The sequence below is a fragment of the Bradyrhizobium sp. CB2312 genome, from assembly GCF_029714425.1.
Taxonomy (GTDB): domain Bacteria; phylum Pseudomonadota; class Alphaproteobacteria; order Rhizobiales; family Xanthobacteraceae; genus Bradyrhizobium.
The window spans coordinates 978,798-996,464 of record NZ_CP121668.1; the positions used below are offsets into that span (position 1 = coordinate 978,798).

15 protein-coding genes and 1 tRNA gene are annotated in these 17,667 nt (G+C 61.8%); 6 read left to right on the forward strand and 10 right to left on the reverse strand.

From position 1 onward, the window contains the following. Nucleotides 1-417: 417 nt before the first annotated feature. Nucleotides 418-642, reverse strand: coding sequence for a cysteine rich repeat-containing protein (locus QA642_RS04690; RefSeq protein ID WP_027561392.1), 225 nt, complete (start codon nt 640-642; stop codon nt 418-420). Nucleotides 643-879: 237 nt separating this feature from the next. On the opposite strand from QA642_RS04690, the gene QA642_RS04695 reads away from it, so the two are divergent. Continuing rightward, nucleotides 880-1,170 carry a hypothetical protein gene (locus QA642_RS04695; protein ID WP_283083613.1) on the forward strand — a complete coding sequence of 97 codons (291 nt, stop codon included), beginning with the start codon at nt 880-882 and terminating at the stop codon, nt 1,168-1,170. 137 nt (nt 1,171-1,307) lie between these two features. On the opposite strand, the gene QA642_RS04700 is transcribed toward QA642_RS04695, so the two are convergent. The 5 genes from QA642_RS04700 to QA642_RS04720 all read right to left on the reverse strand — a co-directional run bounded on the left by QA642_RS04700 (nt 1,308) and on the right by QA642_RS04720 (nt 7,640). Beyond that, entirely contained in the window at nt 1,308-3,242 is a 1,935-nt protein-coding gene (locus QA642_RS04700) for an ATP-binding protein (protein WP_283083614.1), read from the reverse strand. Then, a complete protein-coding gene (locus tag QA642_RS04705) occupies nt 3,239-3,922 on the reverse strand; it encodes a response regulator transcription factor (RefSeq protein ID WP_283083615.1) in 684 nt (227 codons plus the stop codon). Before QA642_RS04705 ends, QA642_RS04700 begins: the two co-directional genes overlap by 4 nt. A gap of 105 nt (nt 3,923-4,027) precedes the next feature. Then, nucleotides 4,028-6,883 carry a DUF2235 domain-containing protein gene (locus QA642_RS04710; RefSeq protein WP_283083616.1) on the reverse strand — a complete coding sequence of 952 codons (2,856 nt, stop codon included), beginning with the start codon at nt 6,881-6,883 and terminating at the stop codon, nt 4,028-4,030. Nucleotides 6,884-7,122: 239 nt separating this feature from the next. Further along, nucleotides 7,123-7,371: a hypothetical protein gene (locus QA642_RS04715; protein WP_283083617.1), complete on the reverse strand. Its 249-nt coding sequence runs from the start codon at nt 7,369-7,371 to the stop codon at nt 7,123-7,125. Between the two features lie 26 nt (nt 7,372-7,397). Beyond that, a complete protein-coding gene (locus QA642_RS04720; protein WP_027561386.1) occupies nt 7,398-7,640 on the reverse strand; it encodes a hypothetical protein in 243 nt (80 codons plus the stop codon). Between the two features lie 293 nt (nt 7,641-7,933). Between QA642_RS04720 and QA642_RS04725 the strand changes: the two genes are divergently transcribed. Continuing rightward, nucleotides 7,934-8,893 carry an AraC family transcriptional regulator gene (locus tag QA642_RS04725; protein ID WP_283083618.1) on the forward strand — a complete coding sequence of 320 codons (960 nt, stop codon included), beginning with the start codon at nt 7,934-7,936 and terminating at the stop codon, nt 8,891-8,893. A gap of 20 nt (nt 8,894-8,913) precedes the next feature. Here QA642_RS04725 and QA642_RS04730 read toward each other — a convergent pair whose 3' ends face one another. Further along, the gene (locus QA642_RS04730; RefSeq protein ID WP_283083619.1) at nt 8,914-9,147 is read right to left on the reverse strand and encodes a hypothetical protein; all 234 of its coding nucleotides are present in this window, start codon (nt 9,145-9,147) and stop codon (nt 8,914-8,916) included. Nucleotides 9,148-9,269: 122 nt separating this feature from the next. Between QA642_RS04730 and QA642_RS04735 the strand changes: the two genes are divergently transcribed. After that, nucleotides 9,270-9,743 (forward strand): SRPBCC family protein, encoded by a 474-nt coding sequence (locus tag QA642_RS04735; protein WP_283083620.1) that lies wholly within the window; start codon nt 9,270-9,272, stop codon nt 9,741-9,743. A gap of 16 nt (nt 9,744-9,759) precedes the next feature. Here the strand turns inward: QA642_RS04735 and QA642_RS04740 are convergent, their stop codons facing one another. Further along, nucleotides 9,760-10,062: a hypothetical protein gene (locus QA642_RS04740; protein ID WP_283083621.1), complete on the reverse strand. Its 303-nt coding sequence runs from the start codon at nt 10,060-10,062 to the stop codon at nt 9,760-9,762. Nucleotides 10,063-11,084: 1,022 nt separating this feature from the next. On the opposite strand from QA642_RS04740, the gene QA642_RS04745 reads away from it, so the two are divergent. Both QA642_RS04745 and QA642_RS04750 read left to right on the forward strand, forming a co-directional pair. Continuing rightward, entirely contained in the window at nt 11,085-12,596 is a 1,512-nt protein-coding gene (locus QA642_RS04745; protein WP_283083622.1) for an ATP-binding protein, read from the forward strand. A 327-nt stretch (nt 12,597-12,923) separates the two neighbouring features. Continuing rightward, complete coding sequence (locus QA642_RS04750) at nt 12,924-13,610, forward strand: transporter substrate-binding domain-containing protein (protein ID WP_283083623.1); 687 nt, start codon at nt 12,924-12,926, stop codon at nt 13,608-13,610. Nucleotides 13,611-13,970: 360 nt separating this feature from the next. Here QA642_RS04750 and QA642_RS04755 read toward each other — a convergent pair whose 3' ends face one another. Beyond that, nucleotides 13,971-14,738: a transporter substrate-binding domain-containing protein gene (locus QA642_RS04755; RefSeq protein ID WP_283086802.1), complete on the reverse strand. Its 768-nt coding sequence runs from the start codon at nt 14,736-14,738 to the stop codon at nt 13,971-13,973. A gap of 1,605 nt (nt 14,739-16,343) precedes the next feature. Between QA642_RS04755 and QA642_RS04760 the strand changes: the two genes are divergently transcribed. After that, nucleotides 16,344-16,441, forward strand: a tRNA-Sec gene (locus QA642_RS04760). A 642-nt stretch (nt 16,442-17,083) separates the two neighbouring features. Here the strand turns inward: QA642_RS04760 and QA642_RS04765 are convergent. Continuing rightward, complete coding sequence (locus tag QA642_RS04765; protein ID WP_349253827.1) at nt 17,084-17,500, reverse strand: DUF488 domain-containing protein; 417 nt, start codon at nt 17,498-17,500, stop codon at nt 17,084-17,086. Nucleotides 17,501-17,667 lie beyond the last annotated feature (167 nt).

Consider the following 17,667-nt stretch of genomic DNA (forward strand, 5'->3'; position numbering starts at 1 on the left):
CACAAATGGTCCGCGATCAGGGCCTTCAATTTCGCCTGACCAGGTCGATAAAATTCCCGATTGCCGCGAAAGACGCGGCTCGGGTGACAATGCATGCGTGTAACCCGTCTAAACTGCCTTGCAATCTTTCGTTGTGCAAGATGCGAGGACGCGAAATCTCGGGATCTGAGGCGAGCTGCGACAGTGCGGCGCGGAGGCCGTGGCGGTTCTGTGCCGTCCCAAAAATGGACACTTGCGGGAGCTGCCAGCGATTGTGTCAGGGGCGGGAAATCCGCCGGATGCGGCCGCCCCGTCGCTCCGCGGGGAGCGGCGGCGTCGACTGCGGTGTGTGGCTATTGAAGAGCGCTCATGTCGGGGACTGCTTGCGCGCTGCCTTCTCCCCCGCGCGGAAGACGGCAGCGCAGCCCGCGTCAACGGTTATCCGCCGTGTGATTCCACCACCTTGCGGCAGCTGTCGGAGAGCTTCGACTTGTTCTCGCGCAGGCACGCATTCATCTGCGGCGGCTTGCCGATATGCTCGGCGCAGAATTTGCTGGCGTCGCTGCGGCAGGCCATCTGCTCCTGCGGTGTCGGACCGGACTGTGCTGCGGCGGGTAGCGCGGTGGCGGCGAGCAGCAGCGCGGCAAGAACCGAAATCTTCATAAAGCACCTCTTTTGGGATTGTCGTTGGTCCCGTCTGGGATCAAGCAGGCCGGACCATCTCGCGAAGCCGTGCGCGCGGTCCATGCCATGTTCATGGCATCGGCTCGCCCTGATCGCCGCCGCACCCCCATCTTCATGGCATGTATCCGCGCGCCGTCTTTTGCCATTCACAGCTGCACGTCGGCTGCGAAACCCGGTGATCGCATCGGGACGCCGAACGGGAAGCAGGAGAGCAAGATGTCGAGAAAAGCGGGAGCGCTGAGCGCCGGGCTGACGGTGATGATGCTGGCAGGTGCGGCAACGGTGTCGCTGGGCACGAGCCCGGCGCAGGCGGTGGTGTATTGCAAGACGGTCGGCGTGCCCAAGGGCTGCGTGGTGCGGCCGACCGCGGCGGTGGTGGTCGCGCCCGGCGCCCCGGTTGCCGCGGCAGCGGTGGCAACGCCCGGCGTCGGCGCGCCCGGCGTCGGCGTTCGCGCAGGCACGCCGATGAACCGCGGCGGTCCGGTCAATCGCGTCGGCGTGCGCTGACGATCTCGTTGGATTGAGTTGATTGCATCGTTTCGGCAACGGAGCCCTGCGGACGAACACCCCCCGTCCTCCGCAAGGCAGACAATCCGGCCCGTTCCCTCTCTCCGCGCGCCCCACACGTTCGGGGAGGGGGTTTTTCAGCCGGCGGCGGCGTCGCTGTCGGGAAAGATTCGCGGCAATTGCAGCCGCACGCGCGTGCCCGAGCCCTCCGAGCTCAGATCGAGCACGGCGCCGCAGCGCGCGGCGCGGCTTCTCATGTTGCGCAGGCCCCGCGCGGTCTGGCTCGCGCCTGCGGCCTCGCGATTGCCGGCGAGGGCAAAACCGCAGCCGTCGTCCGTCACGCTGATCACGCCGTACGGCCCTTGATCATTTCTTTCCCCCTCCAGCGTCTCGATGGTCACCGCGATGTGGCGGGCCTTGGCGTGCTTGACGGCATTGGTCACTGCCTCGTCGAGGATGCGCACGATCTGGATGACATGCCAGGGCCGCAGCTCGGGGTGCAGCGGCAGGCCTTGCGGCGTCGTCACGCGCCAGTCGAGCGCGATGTCGTGCGGCCGTAATTGCGCCGTCGCGCGCTCGCGCCAGGAGCCGAGCGCCAGCATCAGGTCGCCACCGATGTCGTCCATGGAGTCGATGACGAGGCGCAGATCCTTCAGCGCTGCGCGGGCTGCGTCGGTGATGGTCGCGCCCTCATGGCCGCGCTCGGACAGTGCCACGATGCTGACGAGCTGGCCGCCGAGGCCGTCATGCAAGTCGCGCATCAGGCGCGTGCGCTCGTTGGCGAGCGCGGAGGCGCGGGCGCGCTCTTCCTCGCGGGCAAAGCTCGCCTTCAGCCGCTCCTCGGCCTCGCGCACGCGGGTCACGAGCTGACCGGCGAAGCTGTCGACCTGGTTCAGCGCGCGGGCAAAGCGCCAGGTCAGGCCGGCGCCGATCGCCACCAGCATCGCCGAATAGGACAGGCGCGAGACGAAGATGCGCTCGTTGGTCACGATCTCGAACACCGACAGCATGTCGTGGATCCAGCAGGTCAGTACGATCGTCACGGCGCAGCCAATCGTGAAGCTCGCCGCGTCCTGCCGCCGGATCACCGCGGCCGCGGTGACGCCGGCCATCAGGAACAGGCTGAGCCCGACCGTGGGGATGCCGAGCACCAGGAACAGGATGCGCGGCAGCGGCGGTCCCGCGATCAATCCGACCACGAATATGATCAGCCCCGGCGCGAACAGCAGGATGCCGTAGCGCGGCCAGCGCCAGCCGAAGAACAGCACGCCGAAGGCGACGATCAGCGCGCTCTCGATCGGCGCGGACGCGAGCAGCACCGCGGGCAGCCGCGACACGGTGAACGGCGGCACCGGCGGCGGCATGAAGGCCTGGATGACGCCGAGCACCATCGCAACCGCCAGCACGCCATAGACCGGCTCGCGCCGCCGCATCAGCCACATGATCGCGAGGATGACGGCGAGAATCGATTGCCAGGCGGAGAACACCACCTGCAATGTGACGAACAGCAGGGTGCGCGCCTCATACGCCGGACGCAGGGCTGCATCCGGCCCGACATAGACGGTGTCGAGAAACCCCTTCAGCGGTCCCCATACGAACAGCCGTACGGTGATCTCGTTGCTGCCGTCGCGCAGCAGCGAGGCGGGGATGAGCGCGATCTGCGGCGTGTTGCGGTCCGGCCGGTTGGCGTTGGCGTCGCGGCGGGAATCGAGCACGGCGACGCCGTTGACGGCGACCTCCGCCGCGTTGCTGAAGCGCGGCAGGTAGACCGACCATCCTGACGCCGCATCGCCGCTTCTGAAGGTGAAGGTGCCGGTATAGAGCGGCGGGTCCGCCAGCGAATAGCGCGAGGCGGTGAAATGCGGCAGCGTCACAGGGCGCGTCACGCCGTCCTCCTGCAACGAGAAGGCCGTCACGGCATGATCGTCGGGATCGCTGGGCTGGAGCAGCCGCAGTCCGAGGATGGTGGCGATCACGATCAGCGCCTGGAGCAGCAGATAAGGCACGAGGCGCGAGGCCAGCAGCCGGCGCCGCGCGGGTTTGACCGGTGCCTTCGCCGCGATATCGCTCACAGCTTGATCAGGCCCTGCTGCACCGCCTCGAACACCGCCTCGCTGCGCGTGTGCACCTCGAGCTTGCGATAGATGTTCTTGATGTGGCCCGGCACGGTCTGCCTGGACAGGCCGAGATGGCTCGCGATCTCGGCGTAACTGAAGCCCTTGGCGATGCCCCAGAGGATGTCGATCTCGCGCGGGGTCAACCTGGCGGTGTTGAGCGCAGGCCCGGGCGGCGGCTCCGCCGAATTCGGCGCGGCGCCTTGCGTCCTGCGGACGATGAAGCGGGCGATCGAGGCCGAGATCGGCGAATGGCCGGCGACCAGATCGCGCACGGTGGTGGCGATGTCGGTGGGGAAGGCGTCCTTCAGGAGATAGCCGGTGGCGCCGACCGTGATCGCGGAGATCACGCTCTCCTCGTCCCCGAGCGCCGAGATCACCATGATCTCGGTGTCGGGAAAGCGCTGCCGGGTTTCGCGGATCAGCTCGACGCCGTGGCCATCGGGCAGCCTGAGATCGGTCAGCAGCACGCGCGGCGCGCCGTCGCTGAGCGCGGAGCGGGCCTCACCGAGCGTGCCGGCGCTGCGCACCTCATAGCCGGCCTTGACCAGCGCATCCTGGAGCCGCCAGCAGGTCGGCGCGTCGTCCTCGACGAGGAGGATGGTGATGGCCTCACCCGTCTCGCCCTGTTCGCTCATGTTCATCGTCCCGCACCGCGTGTCCCCCGCGGCGCGAGCCAGTTTATCCGCAGCGCAGATGCCGTGACACCCATAATCATGGGGCATCGACAGCCCGGGCTGCGCCTATCGGGCGGACACGGTCTGGGCCGGCTTTTCAGGCGGCTTCGCCGGCACCGGCAGCCGCTGCACCTTGATCCGCGCCGTGCCGCTGTTGTTGTCGTAGAATTTTTCGGTCCGCCCCTGGAAGGGAGCGAGCCACCTCGGCGTGAAGCAGCAGGGCAGCACGGTCGGAAAGATCTGGACGGCATCGTTGACGTAGAAGAACAGCTCGCCGGAATCGGGCGCGACGAACTCGGCGACGAGACGTCCGGTCAGATTCTGTCCTTTCCACACCTCGCGGGCCGCCGGCAGGTCGTCGGCCGGAATCGGCTGAAAATCGCCCAGCGCCTTGAGGTTCGCGCCGTGTGGATCCTTATCGCCGAGCTCTTCCTCGACGCGGACCCAATATCTGTGCTTGGGGCTCTTTTCCAGATCGTCCTCCGCCGGAAGCGTCGGGTCCTTCCGGCGTGGCAGCACCTCCGCCGGCTCGACATTGATGGCCGTGAGCGGAATGTCGTTGATGCCTTTCGAGCCAATGCGCACCACCGGCTCGAACCAGTCGGCGCCGTAGAGCCGGCGCATCGGCAGGAAGATGTAACGCGCGAAGTCCGTCCCGAAGCCGTTCACGCCGGTCATGATGGTGCGGTCGAACCAGGGCTCGTCGATGTCGAGCCAGACGCGGTATTTGCGGCCTTTCTCGACGGCCAGTCCGCTCCACCAGCAGAAGTCCCTGGTCTCGAATACGCTCCCCGCAGACAAGGGCTCGTCGAGCACCGGCTTGCCGCGTTCGACGCGCGTGCCGCTCGCAGTCTTGACCTCCGGCGCGGAGCAGACCCTGCCGAGCGCGACGCGGCCGGTGAAGTAGCTGGTGGATAGCATCAGCAAGGCCGAGCTGAAGATGATGAACAGAAAGCCGATAGGCATGAGCCGCCTGGCAAACAGGGTGCGCGCCCACCCCATATTGTGCCGCATCCAGTTGCCCAATCTGAGCGAACGGCTGGACGTTGCGATGTGCTCCCGGCTTGCCTTGCGTCGCGGCGTGTTCCAGGCGAGCCGCGCACGCTCCTGGATGTTGTCGCGCAGCACGGAGTTCTTGTTCCACACCCAGAGCGTGACCAGCAGCACGGCCGAGGTCAGAACCGGATAATAGGTCGCGATGTCGAGCCACGGCGTCGCATAGGCCGGCAGCACGTGTCTCAGGATATTGGTGAGCGGCGCCACGACCGCGCTGAGCAGCCAGTCGGCGTCGGTGACGCGCTTCAAGAACCAGGTGTCCCTCAGGCCGCCGTCCTCGGATGAGCCGACCAGGCCGCGCGCGATCCACGGAAAGACGGCGATGAAGGCGACCATGAACAACAGTGAAAAATAGGCGACGCGCCGCCACCACACGGTGTCGCGCGTCAGGCTCGACATGCCAGGGTCCGGCGTGCTCATCGTGGTGAAGGCTTCGGCCTCTATCTCGCGTCGCGGACCGGTGGCCTTTGCCAGATAGGCGATCTTCATGATTGCGCGGACGACTTGCTCCTCGAGCTCCTTTTCTCTCTCGTCCCTTTTCTTCGATTGTAGCGGCAGCGTCGTTCCGCCCGGTACTATCGATCCGTCGGGAGGCCTCGTTCCGTCCGGCAGCACCGTTCCGTCCGGGAATTTCGTGTCGTTCGGCAGCAGCACGCGGCAATCCGCCGGAAGCATGATCGGCGCGTAGTCGTCACAGCCGAACAGCATGCGCTCGATGACGGCGAAGTGCACGACCGGCTCCCCGCCGTTCTCGCGGCCGGCCAAGATCGGGCGCGGTCCGTAGCGGTACAGCACCGCCGCGCCGCTGCGCGAATCGTGCCGCGGTCCGATCGCCGACTGGTAATCCCTGAAATGCTTGATCTCGCCGTCCTGGAAGCGCAGCCTGCCGCCGAGCTGCTCGACCATCCAGACCAGAGGCACGAAGGACAACGTGGATTCCGGATAGCCGCCGCCGATGTCGGAATGAACGCCCGCGAACCACACTTCCTTGACGATCTGTTCCCGTCCCAAAGCGCTCTGATCGATCCGCAGCGGATGGAAGGTGGTGCGCTCGTCGTCCAGCGCGAGCGCGTGACAGGCCTGCTTGACCTTGTGCGACAGGCGGTGATTGCGGAACGAGATCGGCCAGATCGCCCAGTCGATCGCGAGACGAAGCTCCTCGATCGGCACGCCGAACGCCTCGACGGTGTCGAACAGTCCGAGGAATTCGATTTCGACGTCCTTGCGCACGCCCATCTTGCTGCGCACCTCGGCGTAGGAGCGATGTCCACAGAGCCAGCGATAGATGAACAGCAGGAAGTCGCGGATCCAGCGCGTGACCCAGATCGTCGGCAGGCTCTTGGTCCAGGGCACGGTGTCGCGGCGATATTCGCGCCAGGCGGCCTTGGCGTTGCGCTCCATCTCCGCATGCGACACCGGCGTGTCGTCGATCACGGCAGGCATGAGGCCCTGACTGGAGATCATGGCCGCCAGCGTGCGGGCGGTGAAGGCGCCGCGGCTGAAGCCGAAGATGTAGATTTTGTCGCCCTCGCGCCAGTTCCAGCACAGGAAGCGGTAGAGCTTGCGGACGTTGCCGGGCACGCCGATGCCGGTGGCGCCGTCGAGCGCGGCGAGCGGCGCCCAGCCGGCAGTGCCGACGCCCTTGATGTAATGCGCGATCTGATCCGGCTGGGTGTGGTCGAGGGCCTCGTAGAGTCGCCAGACGCTGGATTCCTGGGCGGTGAACGCGTTGCCTGTGCCGTCGGCGAACAGCACCAGCTTGCGCGGCGCCGCTGCGTCGGCTGCATTCGCCGCGGCCCTTGGATCACCGTGCGTAGGGTTCTGCCTTTCAGGATAGCCTTGGAGTGCCTCGTCCTGGTGCGTCATGGACTCCTCCGAAAATTTCAGGTGGATGCTTTAGGGGCCCGCTCGGACGGCATCCTTCAAATTCATCCGTGATTTCATCGTGAAGTAATGGATTTCACCCGCAATCGCGCCGAGGTAGCAAAAGGATGGCGGCGTCTTGCCCCGGCCGTCTATGAACTCCGCCACAGCCGGCAAAAGAAAAAAGCCCGGGCAGGCCCGGGCTTTGAATCCGATTTGCGAGGCGGCCGTCTGGCCGGCTGTTACCTGCCATTGCCGCGGCACCCGCCGCCGGGACCGATATGGTAGCCGCGCGGGCAGGCATGCGCGGCGGGGTTGGCATAGTTTCTGAGGCAACCGCCGTAGGGGCCGCGGTGCCAGCCCTGGCCGCAGCCGCCGGCGACCGCGACCACGTCGTCATTCGCGCTCGCAAGCGGGGCGAGCGGCATGGCCTGGGCAGAAGCTGTGATCGCGCCGAGCGCGAGGCTTGCGGCAAACACGATGCGCTTCATGTTGTGTGCTCCCGAATGCCGTTGCGTCAATGGCTTGCGGCGAAGGCGATGCCCGCGCGCACCTCGGTGATCGCCTGGTCGATCAAGCCCATCGCCTTCTCACGATGGCCGCCCTTGTTCGGCTCGGCCTTGCCGAGCTCGGCGCGGGCCGATTGCAGGATCGCGATGGCTTCGTCCATGTGGGGTTGCGCGCCCAGGGCATAACCGATGCAGAGGCTGGTCGCGATGGCGCCGCCGAGCACGAGGCTGCGGGGTAGAGAGGTTCGCATGTCGTCGTCTCCTCCAGCGGGCGCGAGGCCAGGGCCGCCCGTTTGCCCGGATGCCGTCCTCATGTGGGGAATGCCGCATCCGCCGCCTGAATAGGGCCCATCCGTGCGGGCCGTCTTGGACTGTCCGGCGCCCGAGGCTTGGGCCTTGGACTGACCGGCGCCGCTTGATTCACGTTGGCGTGCTGATAGCGTGCGCCCGCCGGTCTTCAGCGGGCATTCATTCCGGTCCTGACAGGCTGGCGCCGGTTTCGTGCACGACCTTTTCCCAAAAGTCTTTTTCGAAAGTTCTTTCGATGCCCGTCATCAGGAAGGCGCTCTCGACCGAAATGCTGCCTCAGGACCTGTCCGACCGGCAGCGCTTCATCCGCTTCGCGGAGCTGTTCGAGCATTTTTCCAACACCGGCGAGCTCGATCCTGCGCCCGACGTGCCGTTTCGCGCCGCGATGAACTCGATCCACATCGGCACCACCATGCTCGGCCGCTGCGACGGCAGCTTCGTCACGGTACGGTGCGACAAGCGCCAGGTGATCGAGACGGGCGACGACCGTTTCTGCCTCGCGCGCAACAGCGGAGACCGCCCGTCGCAGATGATCCATCGCGGCCGCGAATTCACCATGCGGCCGGGATCGATGGTGCTGCTCAAGCTCGACGAGCCGTTCTTCGCCGCCGACGGCGCGAGCCACAAGCGCTTCACCAACGTGCATCTGCCGGTCGACACGCTGCGCGCGATGGTCTGCGATGTCGACGATCTGGTCGGCCGCGAGCTCGAGCCCGGCGGCGCGCTGTCGCTGGCGATGGACTACAGCGATCTCCTGCTCCGTCATCCCGCCGCCGCCGACGAGGCCGGGATGGCGATCGCCGGCCATTTGCTCGATCTCGCCGCGATCGGCCTCGATGCCCGCAGCGATGTCGCCATCGCCGCGCGCCGCCGGGGCCTGCGCGCCGTGCGGCTCAAGGCCGTGCTGTCGATCCTGAACATGCGCTTCCACGAACCGGATTTTTCCGCGCAGAAGCTCGCTGCCGCGGCCGGCCTCTCCGAGCGTTACGTCAACGAGCTCTTGTTCGAGGCCGGCGCGGGCTTCACCACCCGCCTCACCGAACTGCGCCTGCGCAAGGCCGCCGACCTGCTCGCCCATCGCGAGGGCCGCATCAGCGACATCGCCTTTGCCTGCGGCTTCAACGATCTCTCTTATTTCAACCGCTGCTTCCGCAGGCGGTTCGGGCTGACGCCGACCGCGGCTCGGGGGAAGTGAGGGGCGTCTTTCCTGCGAACCTACAGAATATCCACCCGCGGCGGCGGATAGCGCCGAGCCAGCACCGACAGCGACAGATGCCGTTCGCCCTCGGGCAGCTCTCGATAGGCCAGCACCAGCGGCCGCTTCCAGTCGCCGACGCCGAAATCCATCGCCATCCATTTCTGCGGCTCCGGCCCTTCGAGGCCCCGGACCCAGACGAAATAGCGGGGGAGGTCGTCGGCTTCCGCTTCCGTTGCGCGTCTCCTGGCCATCAAAGCTGCTCACTGCATCGCTACGCGTTGCGGTAGGATATAGGTATCTGCGCGGCGAAGTCGAACGGCTGACTGCGGATGGACTCATCGCGGCCTGCCGGTGCAAGCCGGAAAGCCCGGAAATGACCTCCAAGATGGTGACTGAATCAATTCGGATCGCAGCGAAGCCGGGACGTGTGTGGGACGCGCTCACCGATCCCCGGGCGGGCGACAGATGGCGCAACGCTCATTTCAGGACAGACTGGCGCATCGGCGCGCCGTTCGAGATCGAGGCCGTGATCGGGACCAAGCGCTACCGCGACAAGGGCCGCATCATCGAGGTCGAGCCGCCGATGCTGCTTCGCTACGCTTATTGGTCGCGCGTCTCCGGTCTGCCCGATCATCATCCTCAATCATGGTCGACCATCACCATGGCGCTCCAAGCCGACGGCGCGGAGACGCTCCTGACGGTCGACCAAATGGTGCCGCCTTCACCCCCGCGTTCAGGAGCCGGTTGGGAGATTGGCGAGGACTCGGGTTGGAAGCATGCAGCCTTCTACTGGCGCAGCGCGCTCGCGATGCTGAAGCGCGCCGTCGAGGAAGAGCGCGGGAGCTGACGCGGAAGAGCTCCCTTCACTGCCAGAGCCGGCTCTCCGCCACGCGGTTGATGTCGGCAAGCCGGCGGTCGGCGTCGGCGTTCAGGTCGATGCTCGCGACCAGCGTCATCAGACGCTGATAGGCGCCATCGGCGACCTCGACCGGCAGCGGAGCCTCGTCAAACGCCTCGACATAGCTGCCGACGAGGCTGCTCAACAGGCGGCACAGGCCGCGCTGCTCGGGGTCGTTGCGACCGAGCGTCTCGAGCTTCTGCTGGAATGTCCGGAAGGTGCGCAGGCCGTGGTGCTGCTCTGAAAGCCACGCGTGCAGGTCGTTCATATGAGCTCCTTCGAGTTACGGAAGAAGCTACCGGCTTATACAGTGGGGATGTGACAATTGGAAGGGAGGGGATGTTCAGGCAGTCCGTCTTCGCCAAGAGGCTTCGCCGGACACGCTTCGCCCTTCGCTCTCGCATGGCTGCGCCACGCGAAGCCCGAAGCGTGGTGCCCCTGGCCGGCAATCGTTTAGCACCGTAACCATTTGAATTTGAAATAACTTTCGTTGTCGGTTGCTGCCGATGCCAGCACAAATACCAGCAGGTAGCCGCGCTATTCCAGGAAAAAAACTTTTCAGCCGGATCCAGTAGCGGCCATGGCCCATGCCGTCCCGTCGCGACAGTTCTCCCGACGGGAATAGAACGCGGTGCGGACGCAAAGTCCCACGATGACCTTGAGGGCAAGGAACGATCCCCACCGTCATGCCCGGCTCAAGGCCGGCCACTCTCTCCTAGGGTCGAGGCACAGAGCAGGGTATTGCGGTCATGACCGCCAATAACCCGCTCGGCTTGCCAGGTGGCAAATGCGCCGAGCGACCGCAGTTCAGTCATCGCCGCCTTCGTCGCTATCAGCGCCGTTTCGCGTCACGCTCGGTGTTTGTCCTGTCTTAGACCGCCGAGATGATCTTCGCGCACGTTGAATGAGAGCCATCACCTACCCGCCGCTTCCTCGACCAGGATCGGCTGGCCCGCTCAGTCGTTTTCACCGATCCCAGCCGCCACGACGCTAACGATGCCGTCAGCGGGCGCCCGCAACACCATCTTGTCGAGGCGGCGCTAGAGCACGGTGACAGCGGAGGCCGCGGCCGTGTGCGCCGGTCCCGAAGAGGCCTAGTGGAAAGGCCGCGATGTGCAGAAAAGGTCGGACCCCTGAGGCCACCGTTACCCTCAGCATCTCCCTCGATTCAAACGGATACATTGTAGTGTCAAATGCGCAATTATGCGAAGGTGTGGTTGAGATAAGTTCAGAAGCTTAGCAGTGAATTCGGTGCGTGAAGACTACCATTTTTTATGGCGAGCATGAGCTGTGGAAGTTAATTCAACGCCCGCCCCGCGCGATGATGGCCATGGCGACGGTGGATTGTTGAAGCGTCTGGTTACTGGGTCAACCTCTGTCCTAGGAGTAAGCGGAGGCATCGGCCGACGACTTCTTATTCGTGTTGTTCTCTTCAGCTCGGTCGTCACATTACTTCTGACGCTCACGCAGCTTTATTTGGACTATTACCGCGACGTCCAGGCGATCGATGTACGAATGTCAGAGATTGATAGCGTGTACAGTCGAAGCCTGAGCGACGGTCTCTGGCGACTGGACGAGCGTCAGCTACAGTTGCAGGTCGATGGAATAAAGAATCTGCCTGATATCCGCTACGTAGAACTGCAAGAGGTCGCCAATCCGGCCCGGGCTCTTCGGGTCACTGCCGGCGTGCACGATGCCAACGCGCCTGCACGCCAGGAGTTCAAGATCTTTTACAGAGACCGCGATATGAACCAATTGCTTGGCATTCTGACCGTTGAAGCGACGTTCCAGGGAATTTATCGCAGGCTGTTGGGCACCGCAGCCGTCATCATGGTCAGTCAAGCGATTAAGACATTCCTCGTTTCGTTTTTTATTCTCTATCTTGTCTACCAGATCGTGACATCTCGCCTCACCGCGATCTCAACATGGCTTCGCAGACACGATCTTCCTAGGTCCCAGGACGCGCTGCGCCTCCGACATCGATGGAATCTTCCGGATGAAGTCGACCATTTGGTGGAAGCATTGAACTTAAGAGACACGGCTCTGCGCGAAGCTGAACGGCGAACCTCAGAGTCCCAAATGCAACTAATTCATAGCAATCGTATCGCCACCATGGGGCAGCTTGCAGCTTCGTTAGCTCACGAAGTCAATCAGCCGATCGGGGCCGCGCTCATCAATGCTGGTACCGCGCAACGTTGCCTAGCTGCGTCTCCACCAGACCTGACCAGGACGAAACACGCGATCGACCGCATCGTTGCCGATGGCAGGCGCGCTGCCGAAGTCATTGGACGGATACGCGATTTCGTCAAGAAGGCTCCAATAAAGAGAGAGCGTTTGGAAATCAACGACGTCGTTATTGAGATTGTCGGATTGATGCGTAGCGAGACGGCTAGTAAGAGCATTTTTCTTCAGACCCGCTTAGCCGATGATCTGCCGTGCGTTTACGGGGACCGCGTACAATTGCAGCAGGTCATCCTGAACTTGGTAATGAATGCTATAGAAGCAATGAGCGAACTTACCGATGGCTCGCGTGAGTTATCGATTAGCACGAATATTTCCCCTGATGGCGGGGTGATCGTGGCGGTCAGCGATTCCGGGCCTGGTCTCGTCAACCCCGAGCCAGTTTTCGATGCCTTCTACACGACCAAACCGAATGGCCTCGGTATGGGGCTATCGATTTGCCGCTCGATCGTCGAAGCGCACGGCGGTCGACTTTGGGCGATGCCGAACGAACAACGAGGAGCCGTTTTTTGCATGGCGCTGCCTGCGGGAGAACGAGAACAACTGATCGGCTCACAGTAGCGGAGCGCTCAGACGAAAGGTGATAAAAACGCCTGCCTTTGCTTGGCTGATCGGCAAGATTTAGTCCAGTTTGGGGCGCCAAAAGCTTGGCGATCGGAGTTACTGCTATAGTGGCCGGCGAAAAACCCACAATGCTCCTTCAATCTCTTTAACTATGGCAACCCTGATATCGGGTTCTGCGGGTTCGCGTTTATACTGTCGTCCGGTTCTCGTTCCACTGTGATGATTATCAGACGTGGGGGCACTTAGATGGCGGGAGTGGTTTGCTTTCAACGCATTCTGTTTGTCGTAATCGGCATTCTATCGTCACTTGGCGGAAGTCCGTCCATGGCTGATCCGTTGCGGCTCGTCACCTATCCTTTGCCGGGTTACACAGAGTTGGGCGATGGTGAAGCTCCGGGATTCAGCGTCGAAGTTCTTACCCGTGTGTTTGCCGCAATGGGTCAAGAAGTGTCATTTGAAGAATTTCCCTTATCTCGCGGCTGGGAGATGGTTGTCCGTGGTGAGCGGGACGGATTATTTGTCACGCTGCGGCTGAGCCAGCGAGCTCAAGCCTGTAGCTTTGCAGATGAGCCGCTAAGACGGGAGCGGTGGGTTTTGTTCGGGCGGAGCGCAGATGTGCGAAATCTCAAGTTTTACACGCTGGATGATCTTGATGGAAAGAACGTTGCGATTACCCGGGGCCTCTACGCGTGGCCAGAGTTACAAAAGTTCAAGCGCAAGCACCCCGACATGGTCGAAACCACCGATACCGGAATGCTTTTCAGAATGCTGGCCGCGGGCCGTTTCGACTACGGGATTGCCAATCTGACCGTCGGAGCACGACAAATTAAAAAAATGGGCCTGTTCGACATAGAGCCAATATTGTCTCCGAGCGTAATGGAAGATGATTATCAAGTGTGCTTCAATAAGGCACGCGTTCCATCCTCTTTAGTCGAAGCATTTTCGCGCGCGTTGCGGCTGTTCAAGCAGACGCAGGCGTTCCAAGCGATATCTAGAAAGTATTTTCCTTGATTCAGCCCAATGGAGGGTACCGATCGAGATCAACGCTTGTTGGGAAAGCTGAAATGGACCATCACTAGTGCTGCGCAGAGTGTTGGGTTTGCAGAATGCCACCCGAAGCCTACAAGCTATAGTCTCTCTGCTCCCCTCTCAGGTGGTCCTCTCCTATAGCTCCACGCGCCCCGCCAAAAAGCTGATCATTCCATTTGCCTGGACCGTGCGCCGTTGCTCAGCAGGACAAGTTTTTGTTGATTTAACCCCATGATGAGAACAACCGTATCCCCCGGATGCTGTTAGATGGTCAGCGCCGCTGTTTGCGGCGAAGGGGACAGCGATGCATTAGGTTTGCTCATCGCGGCATCGCGTGAAAAGTCACGGAAAATATCTGCGATAGATCGCCTGGAATGCCTCGGTCTGCTTAAACTGCTTCAAAGCGTCCGAGAACGCGTCGACCACAGCGGGCGCCACCCGCTCCTTACTGAAGCATATATAAATGCCACGTTCTACGACACTACGCGACAAGAGTGGCGCGATCTTTCCGGATAGTCCTATTCTCGCGATCTCACTCATTCCGTAGGCAAGGTTCAGGAGCGCGTAATCGAAGCGACCGGCTGCCAGCATGCGCAGGCTCTCCGCCGTGTCGTCGTTGGTTTTGACCATGTTGTGGTGATCGCTCAAGAACTTTGACAATGCCGGCGAGATCGCTTGTTCAGATACGCCAGGTTCTGGGTCGTGAATAGCGACGTCATGCCCAACGAGATCGTAGAACGATGAAAACTTCAGTTTCCCGATGTCCGCGGTGCGCACGAAGAAGACCCACTTGTCCTGCACCAAAGGCTCGCTTGGAAATGAGCAGAACCGCTCTCCTTCGCTAGTTCTTAGGGTAGCGAGCATTCCATCACGCTCGCCGCGCGCAACCATCATCCAAGCATGCTTCGTTGCTAAGAGTTCGAAGGAGACGTCCTGCCCCAAGCTGTGAAAGACGTCTCTGAGGACTTCGACGCCGAATCCCGGCGCATCGGCTTTTCCCGAAGGGCCCAAATATCCATCATTGACGAGCCGCAACGTTTGCGCCGCACCCCCACTCCCGCTAAGTGTCCAGACGATGGCGATCGCCATGCAAAACAAGCGCGGAAACATGATCAATCCGAGATCGTGAGCATTTCGCATGCCGACAACCACCATACTGCAACGGGATCTGTGCAAGTTTACAGAGTATTCGAGTAGAGGTGAGACATCAATTGTGTGAGCATGTCCACGCAAAGACAAGTTTGCCGGGTGACGGGACAGGCCGCTAACGCATCGATCGATTCGACACTTCTCTTGTGAGACAGGAAGGTTCGCGTCTATCGAGAGGCAGTCAAGTATCGCCAGGCCCCAGCCGAGGATCTGCGCGTGATGCAGCACACAGCGTTTCCCGGTAGGCAAACTTTCGGGAGAAATCGATATGGACGCCTCCAAAAAAGACGGCCGCAGGATCCGCTGAAGCGACGAACGACGGTGAGGAATCGCGCCTTGCCTTTCCATACAGCCCAGCGGTTTGGGCGTGGGATCGTCGATCTGCTGCTCGATTGTCGCAGCACCCGCGGTCGATTATGGGCCGCGCCCACCCAGCCTCATTGCGTCGTCTTTGCACTGACGCTGCCGATAGTGCAAAATGATTGAAAGCTTAGAAGCGTCTGCGCCTAAGGCCTCGGGAGGTTATTTTAGTTCGTTTCAAACCCGTGCCCCTCCGCCGGCGAGTAAAGGTCGATGGAGGCCGTCCATAAAGCAAAACGGAGATCTAGGAACGATGCTCCTAATCACCACGAGATTTGAGAATCGTAAACTTGAAGCGACCCATCTGCACGGCGCTCTTTCCAAAAGCTCGTGAGCCCTGATCTGGCGCAATGAAACATTGGCCCCCTATTCCCGACGCAGTTGCCGCACATTGTTCGTAGTTAGCAAACCCACAATAGGATCCGTGGGTATACCAAACCATACAGTAGTGCTCGCTTGGCAAAGGTGAAGCGTCGCACGTTGCAGCATTCAATATTGGCGTCAATCCTGTCCCGCTAAGGGCGGCGACGATGGCCATCTTATGGAACTTGTTCATAGGTATCTCCTCGCTTGCTTTGGGCTTAGAGTGAATGAACACCAGAAAAAATCGACGCAAAGAAAGCATGAGCTCGCTCATACCTGCGTATGTGTGCCCACTAGCGCGGCGCGATGATTGCGCTTTGTCATGTGCGGGCTCTGCCAGCTCAAGGCAGTCCCTGCGCATAACGCAAACGTATGGATTTGTGCACCGTGGGTCTGATGTGCCGTTCGGGTCGGCGGTGATATGTTGTTGTTGAAAGGAGCGCAGCTAGGTGTCGAGCCGCACGAGACTGAGATGTGGTCGGAAGGAGGAGGCGTTTGAGCCTTGTTTATGTTGTGGCGACCGCTCTTCGTCATGGATGGGCATTGGTCTCCGGTAGCCTCATTGCAACTCATAACCATCGGCTGCCGGGCTACTCGGATCTCGGCAACAAGCATGCGCCGGGGTTTAGTGTGGAGGTGACCGAGCGGCTCTTCAGCGCCAGCGTTAGCTGCCGGTCGTGGTTACCTGCGCTTGCTTCTGATCTGAGGGCATCGCGGAAATTACTCTGCCAGCGGCTGCCCTCTGAGCAGCGCCCCCGCAAGGTTGACCGCCGCGCAGATCGATCCATTGTTGGATCACGCGTACATGGCGTAGATCCGATCCTCTCTGAGTGACCTTGGTACGGAAGGGAAACGCTCCGGGTGGAGCGCTCGGACCTCAAATCCGGGTGAGGCATTGAGAGGTTGTCTCAGGCGGGTTCAAATTCCGCTCACTTCCACCATTCTCAGAGTTCGTCTGAATTGCAGCCGCGCCGAGAAGTGCAAGACTCCGATCGATATCATTTCCTGTATAGACGAATGAAGTCATCGGCCGTCACCGGGGTAGCAAATGATCGAAGAGGGAGCGGCCGTCTCCAGGAATTCCTCATCTCAAAAGAGACTTTGGCTTCAAGCAAAGGCGGAGCGCTTATCGAACGCTGGCCGTTGGCGGCCTGCTGCACTTCTGAACATCAGCCGCCAACGCCGGAGCCGTCGCGCCTCGCATTCCGCTCGTGATGACGGCGCCGAGCGCTCAGAGCTCATGAACAATAGACGCCGTCTTGACGTGAAGGCCCACCACTCTGGCGAAGTGCGCGAACTCCCATCGACCCTTGGTGACCGCTCTGTTGCGGCCCTCTAGCTAGCTGTTCCCTGGCTGACGCATCGCGAACATTAGCTTAGCGCTTGGCGATGCCCCGCGGTTTCTGCTTCCGGCAGAGTTAATCTGTGCCTTGCTCATCTTCTTGTAAGAAGCAATACGCAAGCGACCCCGCTGCGAAATCTGCCGTCGCGCCTTGGACATTGTCCGAGCCTTGACCCGACAACTCTTATCAAGCGCGCGGCAGCATTCGAAGACCTCTTTGCTGACTGCAAGTGAATATTTCTCACTTGGAAGGAATGGTTTTTAGCCGATACAAACTTCGTTCCGCCTTGTTACGCCTCTGTCCTCTTGTAGCGGCCCTCTTGAGAAATTCCGCGAGAACTACCGCGTGATTTATTGCCTCATCGTGGGCCGCGTACAGCAACGTGGCCTTGCGGTTGCCAATGGCTTCCAGGATCTCCGTAACGGCCGGGTTCGATTTAAGCTCCTCGCGATAGCGCCGCTGGAACGCGTCGAAGCGGTCAGCGCGATGATCGAACCACGTCCTCAGCGAAGGGGTTGGGGCGATGTCTTTTATCCAGAGGTCTATAGCGGCGTCCGCCTTTCGCAGGCCGCGTGGCCACAATCGATCCACGAGAATCCGCTCGCCGTCACCGCGAGAGCGAGGCTCGTAGACCCTCTTGATCTCGATCGATCCCACGTTCCCTCCTCAAGAGACTCCGCCGTCGCGGCAAAAGCCTGAATGCGTTTACGTTGCTCAAGTTGGCAAATGTCGCTGATGCATTCTAGCGGTGTTCGGACTTCGCTCGATCATACCTTGATATGACCGATCGCTCCGAAGGCACAATGGCCCCCGCATCAGCATTT